The 16767-nt window shown below is 37.0% G+C and carries 15 protein-coding genes and 1 pseudogene; 13 read left to right on the forward strand and 3 right to left on the reverse strand.

Going from position 1 to position 16767, the window contains the following annotated elements; all coding sequences use genetic code 11:
* Position 1 precedes the first annotated feature (1 nt).
* The 5 genes and pseudogenes from parC (at position 2) to treR (ending at position 6833) form a co-directional block, all read left to right on the forward strand.
* Complete coding sequence (parC, locus tag ASC42_RS09600; protein ID WP_055441557.1) at positions 2–2398, forward strand: DNA topoisomerase IV subunit A; 2397 nt, start codon at positions 2–4, stop codon at positions 2396–2398.
* Between the two features lie 68 nt (positions 2399–2466).
* Positions 2467–2853: a PilZ domain-containing protein gene (locus ASC42_RS09605; protein WP_072242724.1), complete on the forward strand. Its 387-nt coding sequence runs from the start codon at positions 2467–2469 to the stop codon at positions 2851–2853.
* Positions 2854–3014: 161 nt separating this feature from the next.
* Positions 3015–4417: pseudogene (gene treP / locus ASC42_RS09610) on the forward strand (PTS system trehalose-specific EIIBC component).
* A 1-nt stretch (position 4418) separates the two neighbouring features.
* A complete protein-coding gene (treC, locus tag ASC42_RS09615) occupies positions 4419–6083 on the forward strand; it encodes an alpha,alpha-phosphotrehalase (RefSeq protein ID WP_055441559.1) in 1665 nt (554 codons plus the stop codon).
* Between the two features lie 27 nt (positions 6084–6110).
* Positions 6111–6833 (forward strand): trehalose operon repressor, encoded by a 723-nt coding sequence (gene treR, locus ASC42_RS09620; RefSeq protein WP_032101737.1) that lies wholly within the window; start codon positions 6111–6113, stop codon positions 6831–6833.
* Between the two features lie 162 nt (positions 6834–6995).
* On the opposite strand, the gene rpmG is transcribed toward treR, so the two are convergent.
* Positions 6996–7145: a 50S ribosomal protein L33 gene (gene rpmG / locus ASC42_RS09625; protein ID WP_003397205.1), complete on the reverse strand. Its 150-nt coding sequence runs from the start codon at positions 7143–7145 to the stop codon at positions 6996–6998.
* Between the two features lie 98 nt (positions 7146–7243).
* Positions 7244–8092: a polyamine aminopropyltransferase gene (gene speE, locus ASC42_RS09630; protein ID WP_032101739.1), complete on the reverse strand. Its 849-nt coding sequence runs from the start codon at positions 8090–8092 to the stop codon at positions 7244–7246.
* Positions 8093–8333: 241 nt separating this feature from the next.
* On the opposite strand from speE, the gene ASC42_RS09635 reads away from it, so the two are divergent.
* The 8 genes from ASC42_RS09635 to ASC42_RS09670 all read left to right on the forward strand — a co-directional run bounded on the left by ASC42_RS09635 (position 8334) and on the right by ASC42_RS09670 (position 16035).
* Positions 8334–9152, forward strand: a complete 819-nt coding sequence (locus ASC42_RS09635) for a formate/nitrite transporter family protein (RefSeq protein WP_055441560.1) — start codon at positions 8334–8336, stop codon at positions 9150–9152.
* Between the two features lie 84 nt (positions 9153–9236).
* A complete protein-coding gene (gene purU / locus ASC42_RS09640) occupies positions 9237–10136 on the forward strand; it encodes a formyltetrahydrofolate deformylase (RefSeq protein ID WP_055441561.1) in 900 nt (299 codons plus the stop codon).
* A 159-nt stretch (positions 10137–10295) separates the two neighbouring features.
* Positions 10296–10670, forward strand: a complete 375-nt coding sequence (locus ASC42_RS09645; protein ID WP_003397201.1) for a replication termination protein — start codon at positions 10296–10298, stop codon at positions 10668–10670.
* A 61-nt stretch (positions 10671–10731) separates the two neighbouring features.
* On the forward strand, positions 10732–10995 hold the full coding sequence (locus ASC42_RS09650) for a metal-sensitive transcriptional regulator (RefSeq protein WP_043966402.1): 264 nt from the start codon (positions 10732–10734) through the stop codon (positions 10993–10995).
* A gap of 196 nt (positions 10996–11191) precedes the next feature.
* A complete protein-coding gene (locus tag ASC42_RS09655; RefSeq protein ID WP_245191181.1) occupies positions 11192–12013 on the forward strand; it encodes an AAA family ATPase in 822 nt (273 codons plus the stop codon).
* Positions 12014–12023: 10 nt separating this feature from the next.
* Complete coding sequence (locus ASC42_RS09660; protein WP_055441563.1) at positions 12024–13928, forward strand: vWA domain-containing protein; 1905 nt, start codon at positions 12024–12026, stop codon at positions 13926–13928.
* A gap of 307 nt (positions 13929–14235) precedes the next feature.
* Complete coding sequence (locus ASC42_RS09665; protein WP_055441564.1) at positions 14236–15669, forward strand: alanine/glycine:cation symporter family protein; 1434 nt, start codon at positions 14236–14238, stop codon at positions 15667–15669.
* 171 nt (positions 15670–15840) lie between these two features.
* Positions 15841–16035 (forward strand): hypothetical protein, encoded by a 195-nt coding sequence (locus tag ASC42_RS09670; RefSeq protein ID WP_055441565.1) that lies wholly within the window; start codon positions 15841–15843, stop codon positions 16033–16035.
* Between the two features lie 234 nt (positions 16036–16269).
* Here ASC42_RS09670 and ASC42_RS09675 read toward each other — a convergent pair whose 3' ends face one another.
* A complete protein-coding gene (locus ASC42_RS09675) occupies positions 16270–16683 on the reverse strand; it encodes a ferritin-like domain-containing protein (protein ID WP_245191180.1) in 414 nt (137 codons plus the stop codon).
* Positions 16684–16767: the final 84 nt, after the last annotated feature.

Here is a 16767-nt window from a genome sequence, read left to right on the forward strand (position 1 = left end):
TATGGAACGTGTATTAGATTTACCGTTTGAAGATGTGTTAGGGGACCGATTTGGTCGATATAGTAAATATATTATTCAAGAACGTGCTCTGCCTGATGTGCGTGATGGATTAAAACCGGTGCAACGTCGCATTTTATATGCGATGTATGTAGACGGGAATACGTGCGACAAACCGTTTCGCAAATCAGCCAAAACCGTCGGAAATGTCATTGGTAATTTCCACCCGCATGGCGATTCTTCTGTATATGAAGCGATGGTTCGCATGAGTCAAGAATGGAAAGTAAGAAACGTGCTCATTGAAATGCATGGGAATAACGGAAGTATTGATGGAGATCCACCAGCAGCGATGCGTTATACAGAAGCTAGATTATCTGCCATCGCATCTGAATTATTGCGCGACATCGATAAGGAAACAGTAGAGTTTGTACCGAACTTCGATGATACAAGCAAAGAGCCGGTTGTGTTGCCAGCGATGTTTCCGAATTTGCTTGTCAATGGTTCAACAGGCATTTCAGCTGGTTACGCGACAGAAATTCCACCGCATCACTTAGGAGAAGTCATTGATGCAGTCATTATGCGTATTGATCATCCAAATTGTACGGTTGATGATTTAATGACTGTCTTACAAGGACCAGATTTTCCAACTGGTGGTATCATTCAAGGGAAAGAAGGGATTAAAGCCGCCTACGAAACAGGAAAAGGAAAAATGATTATTCGTGGCAAAGCAACAATGGAGCAAGGAAAAGGCGGCAAACAATCGATTGTTATTACAGAAATTCCTTACGAAGTAAATAAAGCTAATTTAGTTAAAAAAATTGATGAATTGCGACTTGAAAAAAAGTTAGACGGAATTGTTGATGTACGTGACGAAACGGACCGTACGGGGTTACGTATTGTCATTGAAGTGAGAAAAGACGGGAATGCAGAGGGCATTTTAAACTATTTATATAAAAACACAGATTTGCAGATCACGTACAATTTTAATATGGTTGCTATTCATAAGCGTCGCCCAAAGTTATTAAGTTTACCACAATTATTAGATGCGTATATTGAACATCAAAAAGAAGTGGTTGCCAATCGTTCGCGTTATGAATTACGAAAAGCAAAAGAGCGTGCTCATATTGTAGAAGGATTAATGAAAGCTGTATCCATTTTAGATGAAATCATCGCAACGATTCGCGCTTCGCAAGATAAAAAAGACGCCAAAACGAATTTGATGGATCGATATGGGTTTACAGAACCTCAAGCGGAAGCGATTGTCACATTGCAATTATATCGCTTGACAAACACAGATATTGATGATTTGCGTGAAGAAGCAAATGCACTCCATGATAAAATCGAGCAATTAACATCCATTTTAGAAAGTGAAAAAAAACTATTATCTGTCATTAAATCGGAATTAAGAAAAATGAAAAAAACGTATGCTGATGAACGAAGAACGACCATTGAAGAGGAAATAGAAGAAATTAAAATCGAAATGAACGTTGTGATTCCAGAGGAAGATGTAATCGTCACGGTTACAAAAGATGGGTATATCAAAAGAACAAGTCTTCGTTCTTACAGCGCCTCTAACGGACAAGATATTGGTCTGAAAGAGGGAGATAGGTTACTCGGGATGTTTGAGATGAATACAACACATACGTTATTGTTATTTACAAACAAAGGAAATTACTTATATTGTCCTGTTTATGAACTTCCTGACATTCGCTGGAAGGATCTCGGTCAGCACATCTCTAATATAATCCCGCTTGATCGAGATGAGCAACTAATTAGCGCTATCCCGATTGTAGATTTTTCAAATGGGTATTTATTATTTATTACGAAACAAGGATTAGTGAAAAAAACAAACCTCGTTCATTATAAGGCGCAACGGTATTCTAAGCCACTTGTAGCTATGCGATTAAAAGAGGATGATGAAGTTGTTCATGTGTATCGAACAGATGGGTTTGGACGTATATTTCTCATGACGCAATACGGATATGGTTTGTTATTTCAAGAAGAAGAAATTGGAGAAGTTGGTGTTCGAGCGGCAGGAGTAAAAGGGATCCATTTAAAAGATGGAGACTGTGTCGTTTCTGGTCAACAGGCGACAGAAGAAAATGTTGTTTTTGTGACAAAACGCGGGGCGGTGAAAAAAATAGCTAGAACGGAAATCGACGAATCGACCCGCGCGAAACGGGGCCAGCTTCTTATTAAAGAAGTGAAAACAAATCCACATCGAGTAGTAAATTGTCATTTCCTTTCACATGGACATGTTGTTTTAAAAACAGAGAAAGGGATCATTGAAGAAGTCAACGTTGACGAACTACGATTAAGCGATCGATATGGCAATGTGACATACGTGCTTGATTATGATGAAGTTGGTAACGTTACGGATACGTGGGTGAGATGGTCATAATTCCCTTGCATTCATTTATGATTTCAATTATATTGAAGAAGGTATAGTTTGTGTGTGGGGGATTTATGATGAGATTTAAACGTCAAGAGCCTTTTCGATATCAATTCGGTCAACCGCTCCCATGTACGTTTCGTATCACACGTATTGGTGAGCGAGAAGTCGAAACAGATAAAGGAGCAGCTGAAATTCACGATATCAGTCCACGGGGCATTCGACTGGAGACAAATTTAAATTTACCGATCGACTCCGCAAAAGGTGAACTCGAAGTGGAGTTACAGTTTACGATTGTTGATCAACCAATAGCCGTTCGAGGCATTGTGATTTGGAAAAAAGCATACGCAAATGAGTTTCAATACGGCCTTTCATTAGAGATTTCTAAGCAAGAAGAAATGCAATTGATTGGTGAAATTAAAAGACATGCAGCGATGTATGCACGAAAAAAAGAAAATAATTAAATGGAAAAAAGATGTCCACATGGGCATCTTTTTTCTTTAAAAGTTGTTTGAAAGCGGTTGACTAACTTGTATATACAGGTTAAAATAAAGACGACCAATAAACTTGTATATACAAGTTGGTGACATTCGTTGCAAACGCTTTAACTAAGGAGGAGTAAATCATGAGACAATCTGTAGGGCAAATTGTTCAAGCCGTCGGTGGGAAAGAGAATATCATCGCGGCTACACACTGTGTGACGCGTCTTCGTTTTGCGTTAAAAGATGAAGGAAAAGTAGATAAAGAAGCGTTAGAAAACATTGATATTGTTAAAGGTTCATTTTCAGTAAACGGTCAGTTCCAAGTCGTGATCGGACAAGGACTAGTTGATAAAGTGTATAACGAAATGGTTGAAATGACTGGGATTGGTCGGGCAACGAAACAAGATATTAAAGACGCTGCAGAAAAAAATTAAACCCGCTACAACGGGCAATTAAGACGTTAGCTGATATTTTTATTCCGATTTTACCTGCTATTGTCACAGCCGGTTTATTGATGGGGATTAACAACATTTTAACAGGCCCAGGAATTTTTTATGAAGGAAAATCAATTGTTGATGTTCATAAACAGTGGCGCGATGTTGCTGATATGATTAACTTAATTGCCAACACAGCGTTTGTCTTTTTGCCAGGATTAATCGGGTGGTCAGCGGTAAAAAAATTTGGTGGAAGCGAGTTACTTGGAATTGTACTCGGATTGATGCTCGTTCACCCAGCGTTATTAAATGCATGGGCATACGCTTCCGCTGTTCAAGAAGGAACTGTGCCATATTGGAATTTATTTGGGCTTGACGTTCAAAAAATTGGTTATCAAGGTCAAGTATTACCTATTTTAATTTCATCATATGTGCTAGCGAAACTAGAGCTATTTTTGAAAAAACGTATTCCGGAAGCATTTCAATTGTTACTTGTTGCGCCAATCGCTTTACTTTTAACAGGATTTATTTCTTTCATCGCTATCGGTCCTTTGACATTTGGCATTGCGAATGCTTTAACAGATGGTCTTGTCGCGCTATTTGATCGTTTTGCTGCGTTAGGAGGACTCGTATACGGAGGATTGTACGCTGTTCTCGTTGTCACAGGAATGCACCATACGTTTTTAGCCGTAGACTTACAACTGATCGGTAGTACAGGCGGGACATTTTTATGGCCGATGCTCGCGTTATCAAACATTGCACAAGGCTCAGCAGCATTAGCGATGATGTTTGCAACAAAAGATGAAAAATTAAAAGGTTTATCGTTTACATCAGCTGTATCCGCTTACTTGGGCATTACAGAACCAGCAATGTTTGGTGTAAACTTACGATTCCGCTATCCATTTATTTCGGCCTTAATTGGTTCGGCAACGGCAGGGATTTTTATTACGATCAATAAAGTGCAGGCATCTTCTATTGGTGTTGGTGGACTTCCTGGCTTTTTATCGATCTTCCCTGACAAGTGGGTACCGTTTTTCATCGGTATGGCCATCGTCTTGATCGTTCCATTTACGTTGACATACATTTTGGCAAAAACGAAAGGAGGTAAGTAATATGCATCCATGGTGGAAAACAGCGGTCGTGTATCAAATTTATCCAAAAAGTTTTAAAGATACAAATGGTGACGGAATTGGTGATTTGCAAGGAGTCATTGAAAAACTCGATTATTTAAAAATGCTCGGGGTTGATGCCATCTGGCTCACCCCGATTTATGAGTCGCCTCAGCGTGATAACGGTTATGACATTAGCGACTACCATCGAATTTATGAACCATATGGAACAATGGAAGATTTCGAAAAACTTATTGAAGAAGCACATAAGCGCAATATAAAAATTGTTATGGATATTGTTGTAAACCATACATCAACAGATCATGAATGGTTTAAACAAGCACGTTCATCGAAAGATAACCCGTATCGCCATTTTTATATTTGGAGAGATGAGCCGAACAATTGGCAATCGAAATTCGGAGGTTCCGCTTGGGAGTATGACGAGAAAACAGGACAATATTATTTACATTTGTTCGATGTTACACAAGCGGATTTAAATTGGGAAAACGAAGAAGTACGCAAACACGTGTACGATATGATGCATTTTTGGTTACAAAAAGGAGTCGACGGCTTCCGTTTAGATGTTATTAATTTAATTTCAAAAGACCAACGCTTTTTAGATGATGACGGCTCTACTCCACCGAGTGACGGTAGAAAATATTATACAGATGGTCCACGCATTCATGAATTTTTGCAAGAAATGAATCGAGAAGTGTTTTCGAAGTACGATATGATGACAGTAGGGGAGATGTCATCAACGACAATTGATCATTGTATTTTATATACAAATCCTAATCGTCATGAACTCAATATGACGTTTAACTTTCACCATTTAAAAGTCGATTACCCAAATGGAGAAAAGTGGGCAGTTGCCGATTTTGACTTTTTGCAATTAAAAAAGATTTTATCAGAATGGCAAGTGAATATGCATAGAGGCGGTGGGTGGAACGCTTTATTTTGGTGCAATCATGACCAGCCGCGCATCGTCTCTCGTTATGGTGATGATGGACAGTATCATAAAGAATCTGCAAAAATGTTAGCAACAACGATTCATATGATGCAAGGAACACCTTATATTTATCAAGGTGAAGAAATCGGGATGACAGACCCGAAATTTGAACGAATCGATGACTATCGCGATGTAGAGTCATTGAATATGTATCGTATACTAAAAGGACAAGGGAAAAGCGAACAAGAAGTATTGCATATTTTACAGCGAAAATCACGTGATAATTCGCGAACACCGATGCAATGGAGCGATGAGCCACATGCAGGCTTTACAACGGGAACGCCTTGGATTTCTGTCGCGAATAACTATAAAGAAATTAATGTTCAACAAGCATTACAAGATCCAACATCTATTTTTTATCATTATCACAAACTCATTCAGTTGCGTAAACAGTATGACATCATTACAACAGGAGACTATGAGCTCATTTTAGAAGATCATCCTTCCATTTTTGCATATATTCGCAATGGAAACGATGAAAAGCTTGTTGTAATTAATAATTTTTACGGACAAGAAACGGTTTTTGAATGGCCAAAACATATGGATATAAGCGAATATACAAGTCAAGTTTTATTATCGAACTACGATGATTCACCAAATGAATTTAAACAAATGACGCTACGTCCGTATGAATCCATTGTTTATTACTTGAAAAAATAATGGTAAAATATTTTTCGGTGATAAACAATGAGTGAAAATAAATACTTGTCGATTTACAATGACTTATTATCAAAAATTGAAAAAGGAATTTTTAAACCAGGGATGAAAATTCCTTCTGAAAATCAACTTGTTGAACAATATGAAACATCGCGAGAAACGATTCGAAAAGCGCTCAATTTACTTTCAGAGCATGGATATATTCAAAAAATTAAAGGAAAAGGTTCAATTGTATTAGATGTACGTAAATTTGATTTCCCGATTTCTGGGCTAATTAGTTTTAAGGAATTGGCACAGAAGCTTGGAAAGCCATCGCGGACAATTGTTGAGCAGCTTGAAATGATCAAGCCTGATGAAGTGTTAAAAAAACATCTTCATGTCACGGCACGAGAAGATATTTGGAAAGTTGTGCGCGTGCGAGAAATTGAAGATGAACGCATTATTTTAGACAAAGACTTTTTTAATAAAAAATTTGTTCCATTTTTGTCTAAAGATATATGTGCGCGATCCATTTATGAATATTTGGAGAAGGAATTGCAATTAAAAATCAGCTTTGCGAAAAAAGAATTTTTTGTGGAAGAATGCACAGAAGAAGATCGTATGTATTTGCATTTAAAACAATATACACACGTTGTCGTTGTACGAAATTATGTTTATTTAGATGATGCGAGTTTGTTTCAATATACAGAGTCCCGTCATCGTCTTGATAAATTTCGATTCGTTGACTTTGCGCGGCGCATTCATTTACATTAAAAATGATGGTACGGGCTCAAAAGAGCGGTCATGCTCTTATCTGGGGAAACATGAAAAAAGAGACCACCACGAAAACCCAGTAAAACCAAGGGGATTCAAAGGTGGTCTCTTTCACATACTTCAGTGAAGTTTCATTAAAAAGGGACTTTTGAGTCAGCCCCATTATTTTGTTTCACGATGTAATGTGTGGCGTTTCAAACGTGGGCAATATTTTTTTAATTCAAGTCTTTCAGGGTTGTTGCGCTTATTTTTTGTTGTTATGTAGTTACGATCGCCAGTTTCTGTACATTGTAAAACGACTTTCACACGCATAGGGGCACGCTCCTTTTAAAGAAAATAGTAATCATTACGTTTTGTATCGTAATATAAAAAAACACTTTTGTCAACAATCGTAGCCGGAATGATTCCGACTACGATTGAAGATGCTCTTTCATAAATTGAGGAAGACAGAAGCATTGGTTTAATACATCAGCATTTACGTATTTCGTTTGTTTTGCAAATGTGGTAAGGCGCTCAAATGAAACAGCTTGTTTTGCTCCGAGAGTAAAGCTCCATAGCCCACCAGGATATGTCGGAACAGTAGCCGTATATACGTGAACGTGTGGGAATAAATGACGAATGTTTATATATGTTTGTTTTAATACGTTCATATGGAAAATTGGTGATTGGCTTTGACAAACCATCATTCCATCTTCTTTGAGTGCTTCATATACACTTTTGTAAAAATCATATTCAAATAATACTTGAGCAGGGCCGATCGGATCAGATGAATCAATAATAATGACATCGTACGTATTTACGCGATCCTTTACAAATTGCACGCCATCTTTATATACATACTGTACACGTGGATCTGAAAGATTTCCCGATACTTCAGGTAAATGTTCTTTACACGCTTGAACAACAAGTTCATCGATTTCAACGAGATGTATTTCTTCTACCTCTTCATATTTCGCCACTTCACGAGCTGCCCCACAATCGCCCCCACCAATAATTAAAACTTTCTTTGGCGACGGATGAAGAGAAAGAGGAACATGTGTAATCATCTCATTGTAAATATGTCCATCAATAGAAGTTGTTTGTACAACTCCATCAAGCACAAGCATTCTTCCAAAGTCGTATGAGTCCAAAATCATTACATGTTGAAATGGTGAACGTTCTGAGTAAACGATCTCTTTAATACGGTAACTAATTTTTAAATTTTCACGCTCATCTTCTGTTAACCATAGCTGTCCGTTTTGCTCTTTTATGTAGTTCATAGCTTCCTCCTCTAACGATGTATTTTGCACCTTTTTTATATTAATACATTTGTGCATGAGTTTGCAAAGGATGAGAACAATAGTTGAAAAAATTGCAATAGCCATTTTATTCGCAAACGTTTACAAAAATAAAGTGTTGACAGTTCTTTTAACATTTACACAAACGCATTGAAAAACAGAAAAAAGAGGAGTAGGATAAGTGTGAAAAACATCACAAAAGAGAAAGAGAAGTGAGAGAACAATGGAAGCTTTACAGACATGTAAAGAGCTCGCATTAAAGAAGCGATCCATTTTGCAAAAATCACCGCTTCAATACGTGATTCGTGCTGCTTTAGCAGGTGTATATATCGGGTTTGCTCTTATTCTTTGTGTCCGTGTTGGTCAATATTTTTATGAGACACATTCACCAGCAACATATTTAGTAAGCGGCATCTTTTTTGGTATCGCTCTTGTTCTTATTATGTACGGAGGAGCAGAACTATTCACCGGGAATACAATGTATTTTACTGTGAGTACGCTTCAAAAAGAAACAACGATCAGAGACACGCTTCTCAACTGGATAATATGTTATAGTGGTAATTTGCTTGGTGCGATTTTCTTTGCCTTTTTAATCGCACAATCAGGTATTTTTCATGATATTTCAATGGACCATTTACTGTTTGCGATTGCACTGAAAAAAATGCACGCAACGACGATACAACTGTTTGTAAAAGGGATTTTATGTAACTGGCTTGTTTGTTTAGCTATTTTTATTCCGATGCAAATGAAAGAAGACATCGCCAAAATATTTGCCATGATTTTAATTGTTTTTGTCTTTTTTGCTTCTGGATATGAACACTCTATTGCAAACTTTGTTATTTTCTCACTTGCTTTAGCTGTTCAACATCCAGATACGATTCATGTGTCAGGAATCATCCATAACATCGTACCTGTAACGCTTGGGAATATCGTTGGAGGCTCATTATTTATGGGCGCGTTATACACGTATCTTTCATCTGATAAACAGTCTACTCCTGCGTGGAAAGGGGCGTTTGGAGTAAGAAAAATATTGAATAAGTAAAAAATAGTCGGGGGATGTTCTCGACTATTTTTTTATTTGTTATAATAGAAGCTATTATTTTATTTTTGTTTAGGGGGAGTTACAATGTATTTTCAACAAAAACATGTCCAAAAGTTTATGGACAAATATAAAGATCGGGCACGGTTACTTATTTCATGTCCAGATCAGCCAGGCATTGTGGCAACTGTTACCACTTTCCTGTATGAACAAGGGGCCAATATTGTCGAGTCGAGTCAATATTCGACAGATCCTGAAGGCGGTACGTTTTTTTTACGAATCGAGTTCGACGCTCCGAATATATCGGAACGAAAAGAAGCGATAGAAGAAAAATTCGCAACGATAGCGCAACAGTTTGAAATGAAATGGCGGTTGAGTTTACATACGCATATGAAAAAAGTGGCCATATTTGTTTCCAAAGAAGAGCATTGCTTATTAGAGTTACTATGGGAGTGGCAAGCAGGAGAGTTACTTGCAGATTTTGCACTAGTTATCAGTAATCATGAACACATGAGAGAAATAGTCGAGTCATTTGGCATTCCGTACTATTACATACCTGTGACAAAAGAAACAAAACAGGAAGCCGAAGAAAAACAAATACAGCTGTTAAAGGAATACGACATTGATGTTATTGTGCTTGCTCGTTATATGCAAATTTTATCACCTCATTTTGTTGCGACGTTTCCAGCGCAAATCATCAATATTCATCACTCGTTTTTACCGGCGTTTATCGGCGCTCGGCCGTATGAACAAGCTTACCGACGTGGGGTGAAGCTGATCGGTGCTACTTCTCATTATGTAACAGATGATTTAGATGAAGGACCAATTATCGAACAAGATGTCGAGCGAGTCGATCATAAACATCATGTAGAAGACTTAAAACGAATCGGACGTATGATCGAAAAGACTGTTCTTGTTCGTGCACTAAAGTGGCACTTAGAAGATCGAGTAATTATTCATGAAAATAAAACGATCGTGTTCAGATGAAGAAGAGGGAATCCCTTCTTCTTTTTTTGTAAAAATTTATATAGTAAAACTATGTTCTAAATAAAAACTGAATAAAAATAAAAATGTTCAATTATAATGGAAATCGAGAAGGATTTTTCTTTTTAGTAAAGAATGTGTCATGTGAAAGGAGGAGAAAGGATGAGTGAAAAAAGGAAACCGAGTGGATTTTTATTAAAACAACGTGCATTTTTAAAGTTATATTTAATTACTTTAACTGAGCAAGAACGATTGTATGGATTAAAATTGTTAGATGTGCTTCGTGAAGAGTTTCAACCATTTGGATACCGTCCAAATCATTCAGAGGTATACAAAGCGCTACATGATTTAATCGAAGATGGAATTTTAGAACAAGTAAAAAAGAAAAAAGAAGGAATGAAATATCAAGAGGTCGTTTATTATCGTTTTACTGAGGAAGGATATAAAAAGGCTCAGCTATATAAAAGACAATTAAAAACAGAACTAGATCGTTGTGAAGCGCTTATTCGTAAAGCGATTAAAGATAATTTTAGTTGACAAAAGAATGATATTTCATTTAATATACTGATAAGGGTATATAAAAAGGAGTTTGATGAACATGACATATGACAATCAAGTAAAGAACCGTTTAAAACGGATTGAAGGACAAGTTCGTGGTGTGCTTAAAATGATGGATGAGCAAAAGGATTGTAAAGAAGTGGTTGCCCAGTTGTCAGCTATTCGTAGTGCTGTTGATCGCGCCATCGCGGTTGTTGTAAGTGCTAATTTAGAGCGTTGCATCCGCAAAGATGTAGAAACAGGATCATTAGAAAGCGAAAAACTCATTCAAGAAGCAGTAGAGCTACTCGTCAAAAGTCGATAAAGCCGAGTGGCTCCCTTTTTTATTTGTTTGTTAACATAATATAATTATGTTAAACAGTTCTTTTATTTGTACAAATTCGTTTATTTTTTGTACAATACGTACGTACGAAAACATAGAAAGGAATGACATCATGATTTATACACAATCGTTCACACTTCCTGAAACAATTGAAACGATCGTTAAAAAAAGAAGAGAGATGTTTAAAAGTGAAATAAATGAACAGGTTGAATATACTGCTTACACACCCGCTCATGAGTCTATTATATATGACGCAATTATCGCCTTAGCGTTAGGAAAAAATGTGTTGTTAAAGGGACCGACAGGGTCAGGGAAAACAAAATTAGCAGAAACGTTATCAGCCTTCTTTGGACAGCCGATGCATAGCATTAATTGTTCAATTGATTTAGATGCTGAGGCGATGCTTGGTTTTAAGACCATTCAACAAACAAATGGGCAAGCGACGATTGAATTTATCCCAGGACCTGTCATTCAAGCGATGACAAAAGGACATCTGTTGTATATTGATGAAATTAATATGGCTAAGCCAGAGACATTACCGATCTTAAATGGAGTACTAGATTATCGAAAAATGATTACAAATCCATTTACGGCTGAAGTTGTCAAAGCAAAACCAACATTTGGTGTTATTGCAGCGATTAATGAAGGATATGTCGGGACGGTTCCTCTAAATGAAGCGTTGAAAAACCGCTTTGTTGTCATTGATGTACCGTACGTTCAAGGGGAGGCATTAAAACGTATTTTACAACAGCAAACGAAGTTAACAAACGAAACGTTATTAAATCGTTTTGTTACATTGTCTGCCGATTTAATTGTTCAAGTGAAGCAAGGATATGTATCAGAGGAAGCAGCATCGATTCGAGCATTAATTGATGCTTGCGATTTGGCGGTATACATTCCACCACGGCGTGCCATTGAACGAGCGATCGTCGAGAAATTAGAAGACGACAGGGAAAAAGCTGCGGTGCGCAACTTAGCTGAAACGTTGTTTGATGAATGAGGGTGGCTACATGAACCGTTTTATTATGTTTAATGATAAAAAAGTCGATTCTTTTTTGTTTATGGAGCTATCTGATTTAGTGAAAACATTAACAAAAGATGAACAAATGGAACTCGAGTTCGGCTACCAGTCGTATCTTGATCGGCAGCATAAAAAAGTCGTTGTTAGTCATTTTTGGGATAATCGCCCAAAAGAGCTGTACGTATATGGGTTAAAAAGTGATGTATTTTTACGAACGATTGGAAATTTTTATAATACAAATGACAAAGATATTCTTCTTTTTCTTCATCAAATAAAAGCATATGCTATTCCGAGCTTTGCTAAACAGTTGTTTGTATTACTTGAAGATATACGACTGGAAGATATATGTCGGTATGTACGTCCTGGTACAAAAAAAGCGTTTGCTATTCGGAAACATGTATATCGACATTATTTCGAAACACAATGGAATGTAAATATGACAAAAAGCGTTTATACAGATGCGTTGTTTAATTATTTATATTTACTATTAACAGCGGAACAACCCGTACACGATATTTTTCTCCCTGAACGTTTACGTTTAGCTCTCCCATTTGTTGAGCGTGAAATACGAAATGTATATGATGCAAAATCGACCGCGCAAATCGCACGTATTGTACTCACAATGTTAGATGTGCTAGACGAATTGTTAGATGCTGATATGCTAAACACGTATTTTCATCTCCCGGAGTATATTTACGCGGAGCAACAAGAAGAGCGGGAGGATATTCGGCGCAAAGATCCATTGAAAAATTATGATGTACTTGATAAAAAGTCGGAAGATGAAAATATTTTTCAAGAGACGATGTATACATGGCATCGTGAAACGAGCGATATGACGAATAGTTTTTTACAGTTTGATCTCGAACAAGGTTCACAGACTGATTTACTTGGGGAAGGGGTTCGGCAAGGAGAAGCGGGAGATCAAGCCCTTGGGATTGTACATGGTTCGTCACAAAAAACGACACGTAATGATTATACACATCTAGAACAACAAGAGCAGCACCAAGGACTTTTTGGGCATTCAGAGCACGAATACGGAAAAGAAAATCGTTATGTTAAGCCGATATTTGTGTATGCTTTGCCACCGACAATCGAACAAATGAAACAGTATGAATGTGACCGCGAATCTATTGGACCGTATCAAAAAAAATTGACGCAGACAATTGAAAAAGTGCTTGAGCATAAAAAAATACACCCCCGTACAGATTTACATGCAGGGCGTTTAAATAAAAAGCTACTACGCTTTTTTACGGAGGAACATCCGCGTTTATTTTATAAAAAACACGAAACATCTCCGTTGTTAGATGCTGTTTTTGTTTTGCTTGTCGATTGTTCTGCCTCGATGTATGACAAAATGGAAGAAACAAAAAGGGGAATTGTTTTATTCCACGAATCTCTTAAAGCGCTTCGTGTTCCACATAAAGTCGTTGGTTTTTGGGAGGATACGAACGAAGCTACAGCGTCTTATCAACCTAACTATTTTCAAACCGTTATTGATTTTGATGATTCTCTAAGAAAAGATCATGGAGCAAAAATTATGCAATTAGAGCCCCAAGAAGATAACCGCGATGGTTTGGCTATTCGATTAATGACACAAGAGTTACAGAAAAGAAATGAAAAACAAAAATTTTTACTTGTTTTTTCTGATGGAGAACCAGCTGCTTTTGGGTATGATCAAAACGGAATTGTAGATACACACGAAGCAGTGATGGAAGCGAGAAAATTAGGGATTGAGGTAGTGAATGTGTTTTTAGCTAACGGAATGATTACGGAAAGCCAACAAAAAACAATTGAAAATATATATGGGCATTACAGTGTACTCGTTCCAAACGTAGAGCAATTACCAACATTTTTAGCTCCGCTACTAAGAAAGTTATTGTTATACAAATTGTAAAAAACACCCACTATTTCGTTGGGTGTTTTTATGTTAATCACAAAAAAATTTTTGTTGACAAAAAATTTTTTTGTGAAAAAGATTTTCTTTGAATATTATGTGAAAAAATAAAGAAATCATTATGATATATGTTTATGAATAATATATTAAAATAATTTAATTTCATTTTTGTTCCTTTAACGCTGTAAATTGTATTAGTTTTTCTATTTTTTACTATTGACGCATAATTTTAATTTTCAGATAATACTATTAAAAGATTAGTAATCTTACTAATTATCTTAATTATTTATTTTTAAGGAGGAAGTGTATGGAGTTCATTAATCAAGTCGTTGGATTTTTAAACAACATTCTCTGGTCTTATGTCATTATTGGTTTGTTGCTTGGTCTCGGTTTGTACTTCACGATCGGGACAAAATTTGCGCAAATCCGTTTGATTGGAGAAATGTTCCGAGTTTTAAAAGAAAAATCTCCTGAAGGAAAAGGGAATACTGAGATTTCTTCACTTCAAGCGTTTTTCATCGGTGCAGCTACGCGTATCGGAACAGGTAACGTTGCCGGGGTTGCCATGGCGCTAGCAATCGGTGGCCCGGGAGCGGTATTTTGGATGTGGCTTGTTGCGATTTTAGGTGGGGCGAGCGCGTTTGTCGAAAGCACGTTAGCACAAATTTTTAAAGTGAAAAGCGATGTTGGATTTAAAGGTGGCCCAGGATATTATATGGAAAAACAATTGGGCGCGCGTTGGATGAGTACGATTTTTGCTTTCACAATTATCGCTAGCTTTGGATTAACTTTTAACGCTGTACAAAGTAATACGATTGCCACAGCATTTAAAAACTCATTTAGCTTGAATCCTTATGTAACCGCTTTCCTTTTAGCAGCATTAACAGCGGTAATTATTTTCGGAGGAGTTACACGCATTGCTCGTTTCTCTGAAATTATCGTTCCGATCATGGCGTTTTTCTACATCGGATTAGCATTGTATGTGATGGTGACACACATTGCTGAAATTCCAGCAGTTATTGCTTTAATTTTCAAAAGTGCTTTCGGTTTAGAACAAGTTGTCGGTGGCGGTATGGGTGCTGCAATTATGATGGGGGTAAAACGCGGATTGTTCTCCAATGAAGCCGGAATGGGTAGTGCGCCGAACGCAGCAGCAACTGCAACTGTATCACATCCGGCGAAACAAGGATTTATCCAAGCGTTAGGGGTATTTTTCGATACATTGCTTGTATGTAGTGCCACAGCATTTATCATTTTATTATCAGATACGTATAAAACAGGTGAACTTGTGGGAATTGAATTAACACAAGCAGCGCTTTCTGAACACTTCGGTTCTTGGGCAGGCATTTTCTTATCGGCAGCTATTTTCATGTTCGCTTTCAGTTCAATTATCGGAAGTTATTACTATGGTGAAGCAAACATTGAATTTATTAGCAAAGGAAAAACAGCATTATTCGTTTACCGTGTACTAGCTATTGGGATGGTTATTTTCGGAGCGCTTGCTAGCTTACAGATTGTTTGGGATTTAGCTGACTTGGCGATGGCGCTTATGGCGTTAACAAACTTAGTAGCGATTGGTTTACTTGGTCGTATTGCATTTAAAGCACTTGATGATTACATGGCGAAACGGAAACGTGGAGAAGAACCTGTGTTTTACGCTGACGATATCGAAGGATTAAAAGGTGTTGAATGCTGGCCGACTCGTCAACAAGCACAAGTGAAAAAAGCTGTTGGTAAATAAGTAAAAAAACAAGCCTAAAAGATCTTTTAGGCTTGTTTTTTTTACAAACTGCATTGTAAAAGTTTACAATATTGTAACAGTTTCGAGCTTTTTTGTAATACAGATTTGCATTATAATAATAAACGAAATGGATATATAAGTAAGAAATAAGAAAATGGAAGGAGGATGTGTATGAAACAGTACATTTTCACTTTTAGCACACACCATCAACAATCAGTTGTATGGGAAGAAGCTGTTATTGCAGATGGAATGATGGATGCGTGTATAAAAGCAAAAAAATTATGTCGACAATATGAACGTGAAAAACAAATCCCGATCCGCGTTCAGTACAAAGGTGTTCGCTATTGTAATGAAGATATTGCATAAGCGACATAAGAGGCATAAGAAAGGACGGATCATCTAGTGTTTGTTTCATCATGATACACCGCAGCTGGATTGCTAACACATCGATAAACAGCCGCGGTTTATATTTTTTCTTCTGTCTCAAAAATAAAAGTTTACTTATTTTATGAGATTTGTCTCGTTAAACTTCCTATAATTTATGTTATGTAAACTTAAAAAATAAACATGAAAGAAGGCAGGTTTTATTCTGCCCTCTTGTTATTCAGCTTTAGAAAAATAGTATAAAAACCAAACAGCGTGATTTTGTTCATCAGCTGCTGCTCGGTGAAATACTTTCTTTATATACGGATTCGTTGTATAATCTGCTATTTCTAAATAAAAATCGACGGTTTGTTGTTCGTCTTGCAACGCCAATTCTAGTCCGCTCTTATAATCATTTGGGCATCTTTCAATCATCTTCGGTTGAGGACGTCTTCCGGTCAAACTCATATAAATATACTCGAACTGTTGGAAATGTTTAATTTCATCCTGTCGAATTTCAAGAATTTGTTTTCTGATCTTTTCTTCTTTTGCCAAATTAGCTAATATTGCATAACACTGAATCGCACTATACTCTCCATTAATGGCTTTTTCAAGATCCTTCATAAACCTTATATTGTTTTGTTCATTCATGATGAAAGCCCTCCTATTTTTCCTCATTCTATCGTATGAGCCATTAATGAATGGGTGCATGTTCTTTTCTTATTTTCAAACCTC

This window comes from Anoxybacillus suryakundensis, assembly GCF_001418025.1.
Taxonomy (GTDB): domain Bacteria; phylum Bacillota; class Bacilli; order Bacillales; family Anoxybacillaceae; genus Anoxybacillus; species Anoxybacillus tengchongensis.

Coding starts and splice junctions, on each gene's coding strand:
- parC (WP_055441557.1), top strand. CDS start 2: ATGGAACGTGTATTAGATTTACCGTTTGAAGATGTGTTAGGGGACCGA.
- ASC42_RS09605 (WP_072242724.1), top strand. CDS start 2,467: ATGAGATTTAAACGTCAAGAGCCTTTTCGATATCAATTCGGTCAACCG.
- treC (WP_055441559.1), top strand. CDS start 4,419: ATGCATCCATGGTGGAAAACAGCGGTCGTGTATCAAATTTATCCAAAA.
- treR (WP_032101737.1), top strand. CDS start 6,111: ATGAGTGAAAATAAATACTTGTCGATTTACAATGACTTATTATCAAAA.
- rpmG (WP_003397205.1), bottom strand. CDS start 7,145: ATGCGTGTGAAAGTCGTTTTACAATGTACAGAAACTGGCGATCGTAAC.
- speE (WP_032101739.1), bottom strand. CDS start 8,092: ATGAACTACATAAAAGAGCAAAACGGACAGCTATGGTTAACAGAAGAT.
- ASC42_RS09635 (WP_055441560.1), top strand. CDS start 8,334: ATGGAAGCTTTACAGACATGTAAAGAGCTCGCATTAAAGAAGCGATCC.
- purU (WP_055441561.1), top strand. CDS start 9,237: ATGTATTTTCAACAAAAACATGTCCAAAAGTTTATGGACAAATATAAA.
- ASC42_RS09645 (WP_003397201.1), top strand. CDS start 10,296: ATGAGTGAAAAAAGGAAACCGAGTGGATTTTTATTAAAACAACGTGCA.
- ASC42_RS09650 (WP_043966402.1), top strand. CDS start 10,732: ATGACATATGACAATCAAGTAAAGAACCGTTTAAAACGGATTGAAGGA.
- ASC42_RS09655 (WP_245191181.1), top strand. CDS start 11,192: ATGTTTAAAAGTGAAATAAATGAACAGGTTGAATATACTGCTTACACA.
- ASC42_RS09660 (WP_055441563.1), top strand. CDS start 12,024: ATGAACCGTTTTATTATGTTTAATGATAAAAAAGTCGATTCTTTTTTG.
- ASC42_RS09665 (WP_055441564.1), top strand. CDS start 14,236: ATGGAGTTCATTAATCAAGTCGTTGGATTTTTAAACAACATTCTCTGG.
- ASC42_RS09670 (WP_055441565.1), top strand. CDS start 15,841: ATGAAACAGTACATTTTCACTTTTAGCACACACCATCAACAATCAGTT.
- ASC42_RS09675 (WP_245191180.1), bottom strand. CDS start 16,683: ATGAATGAACAAAACAATATAAGGTTTATGAAGGATCTTGAAAAAGCC.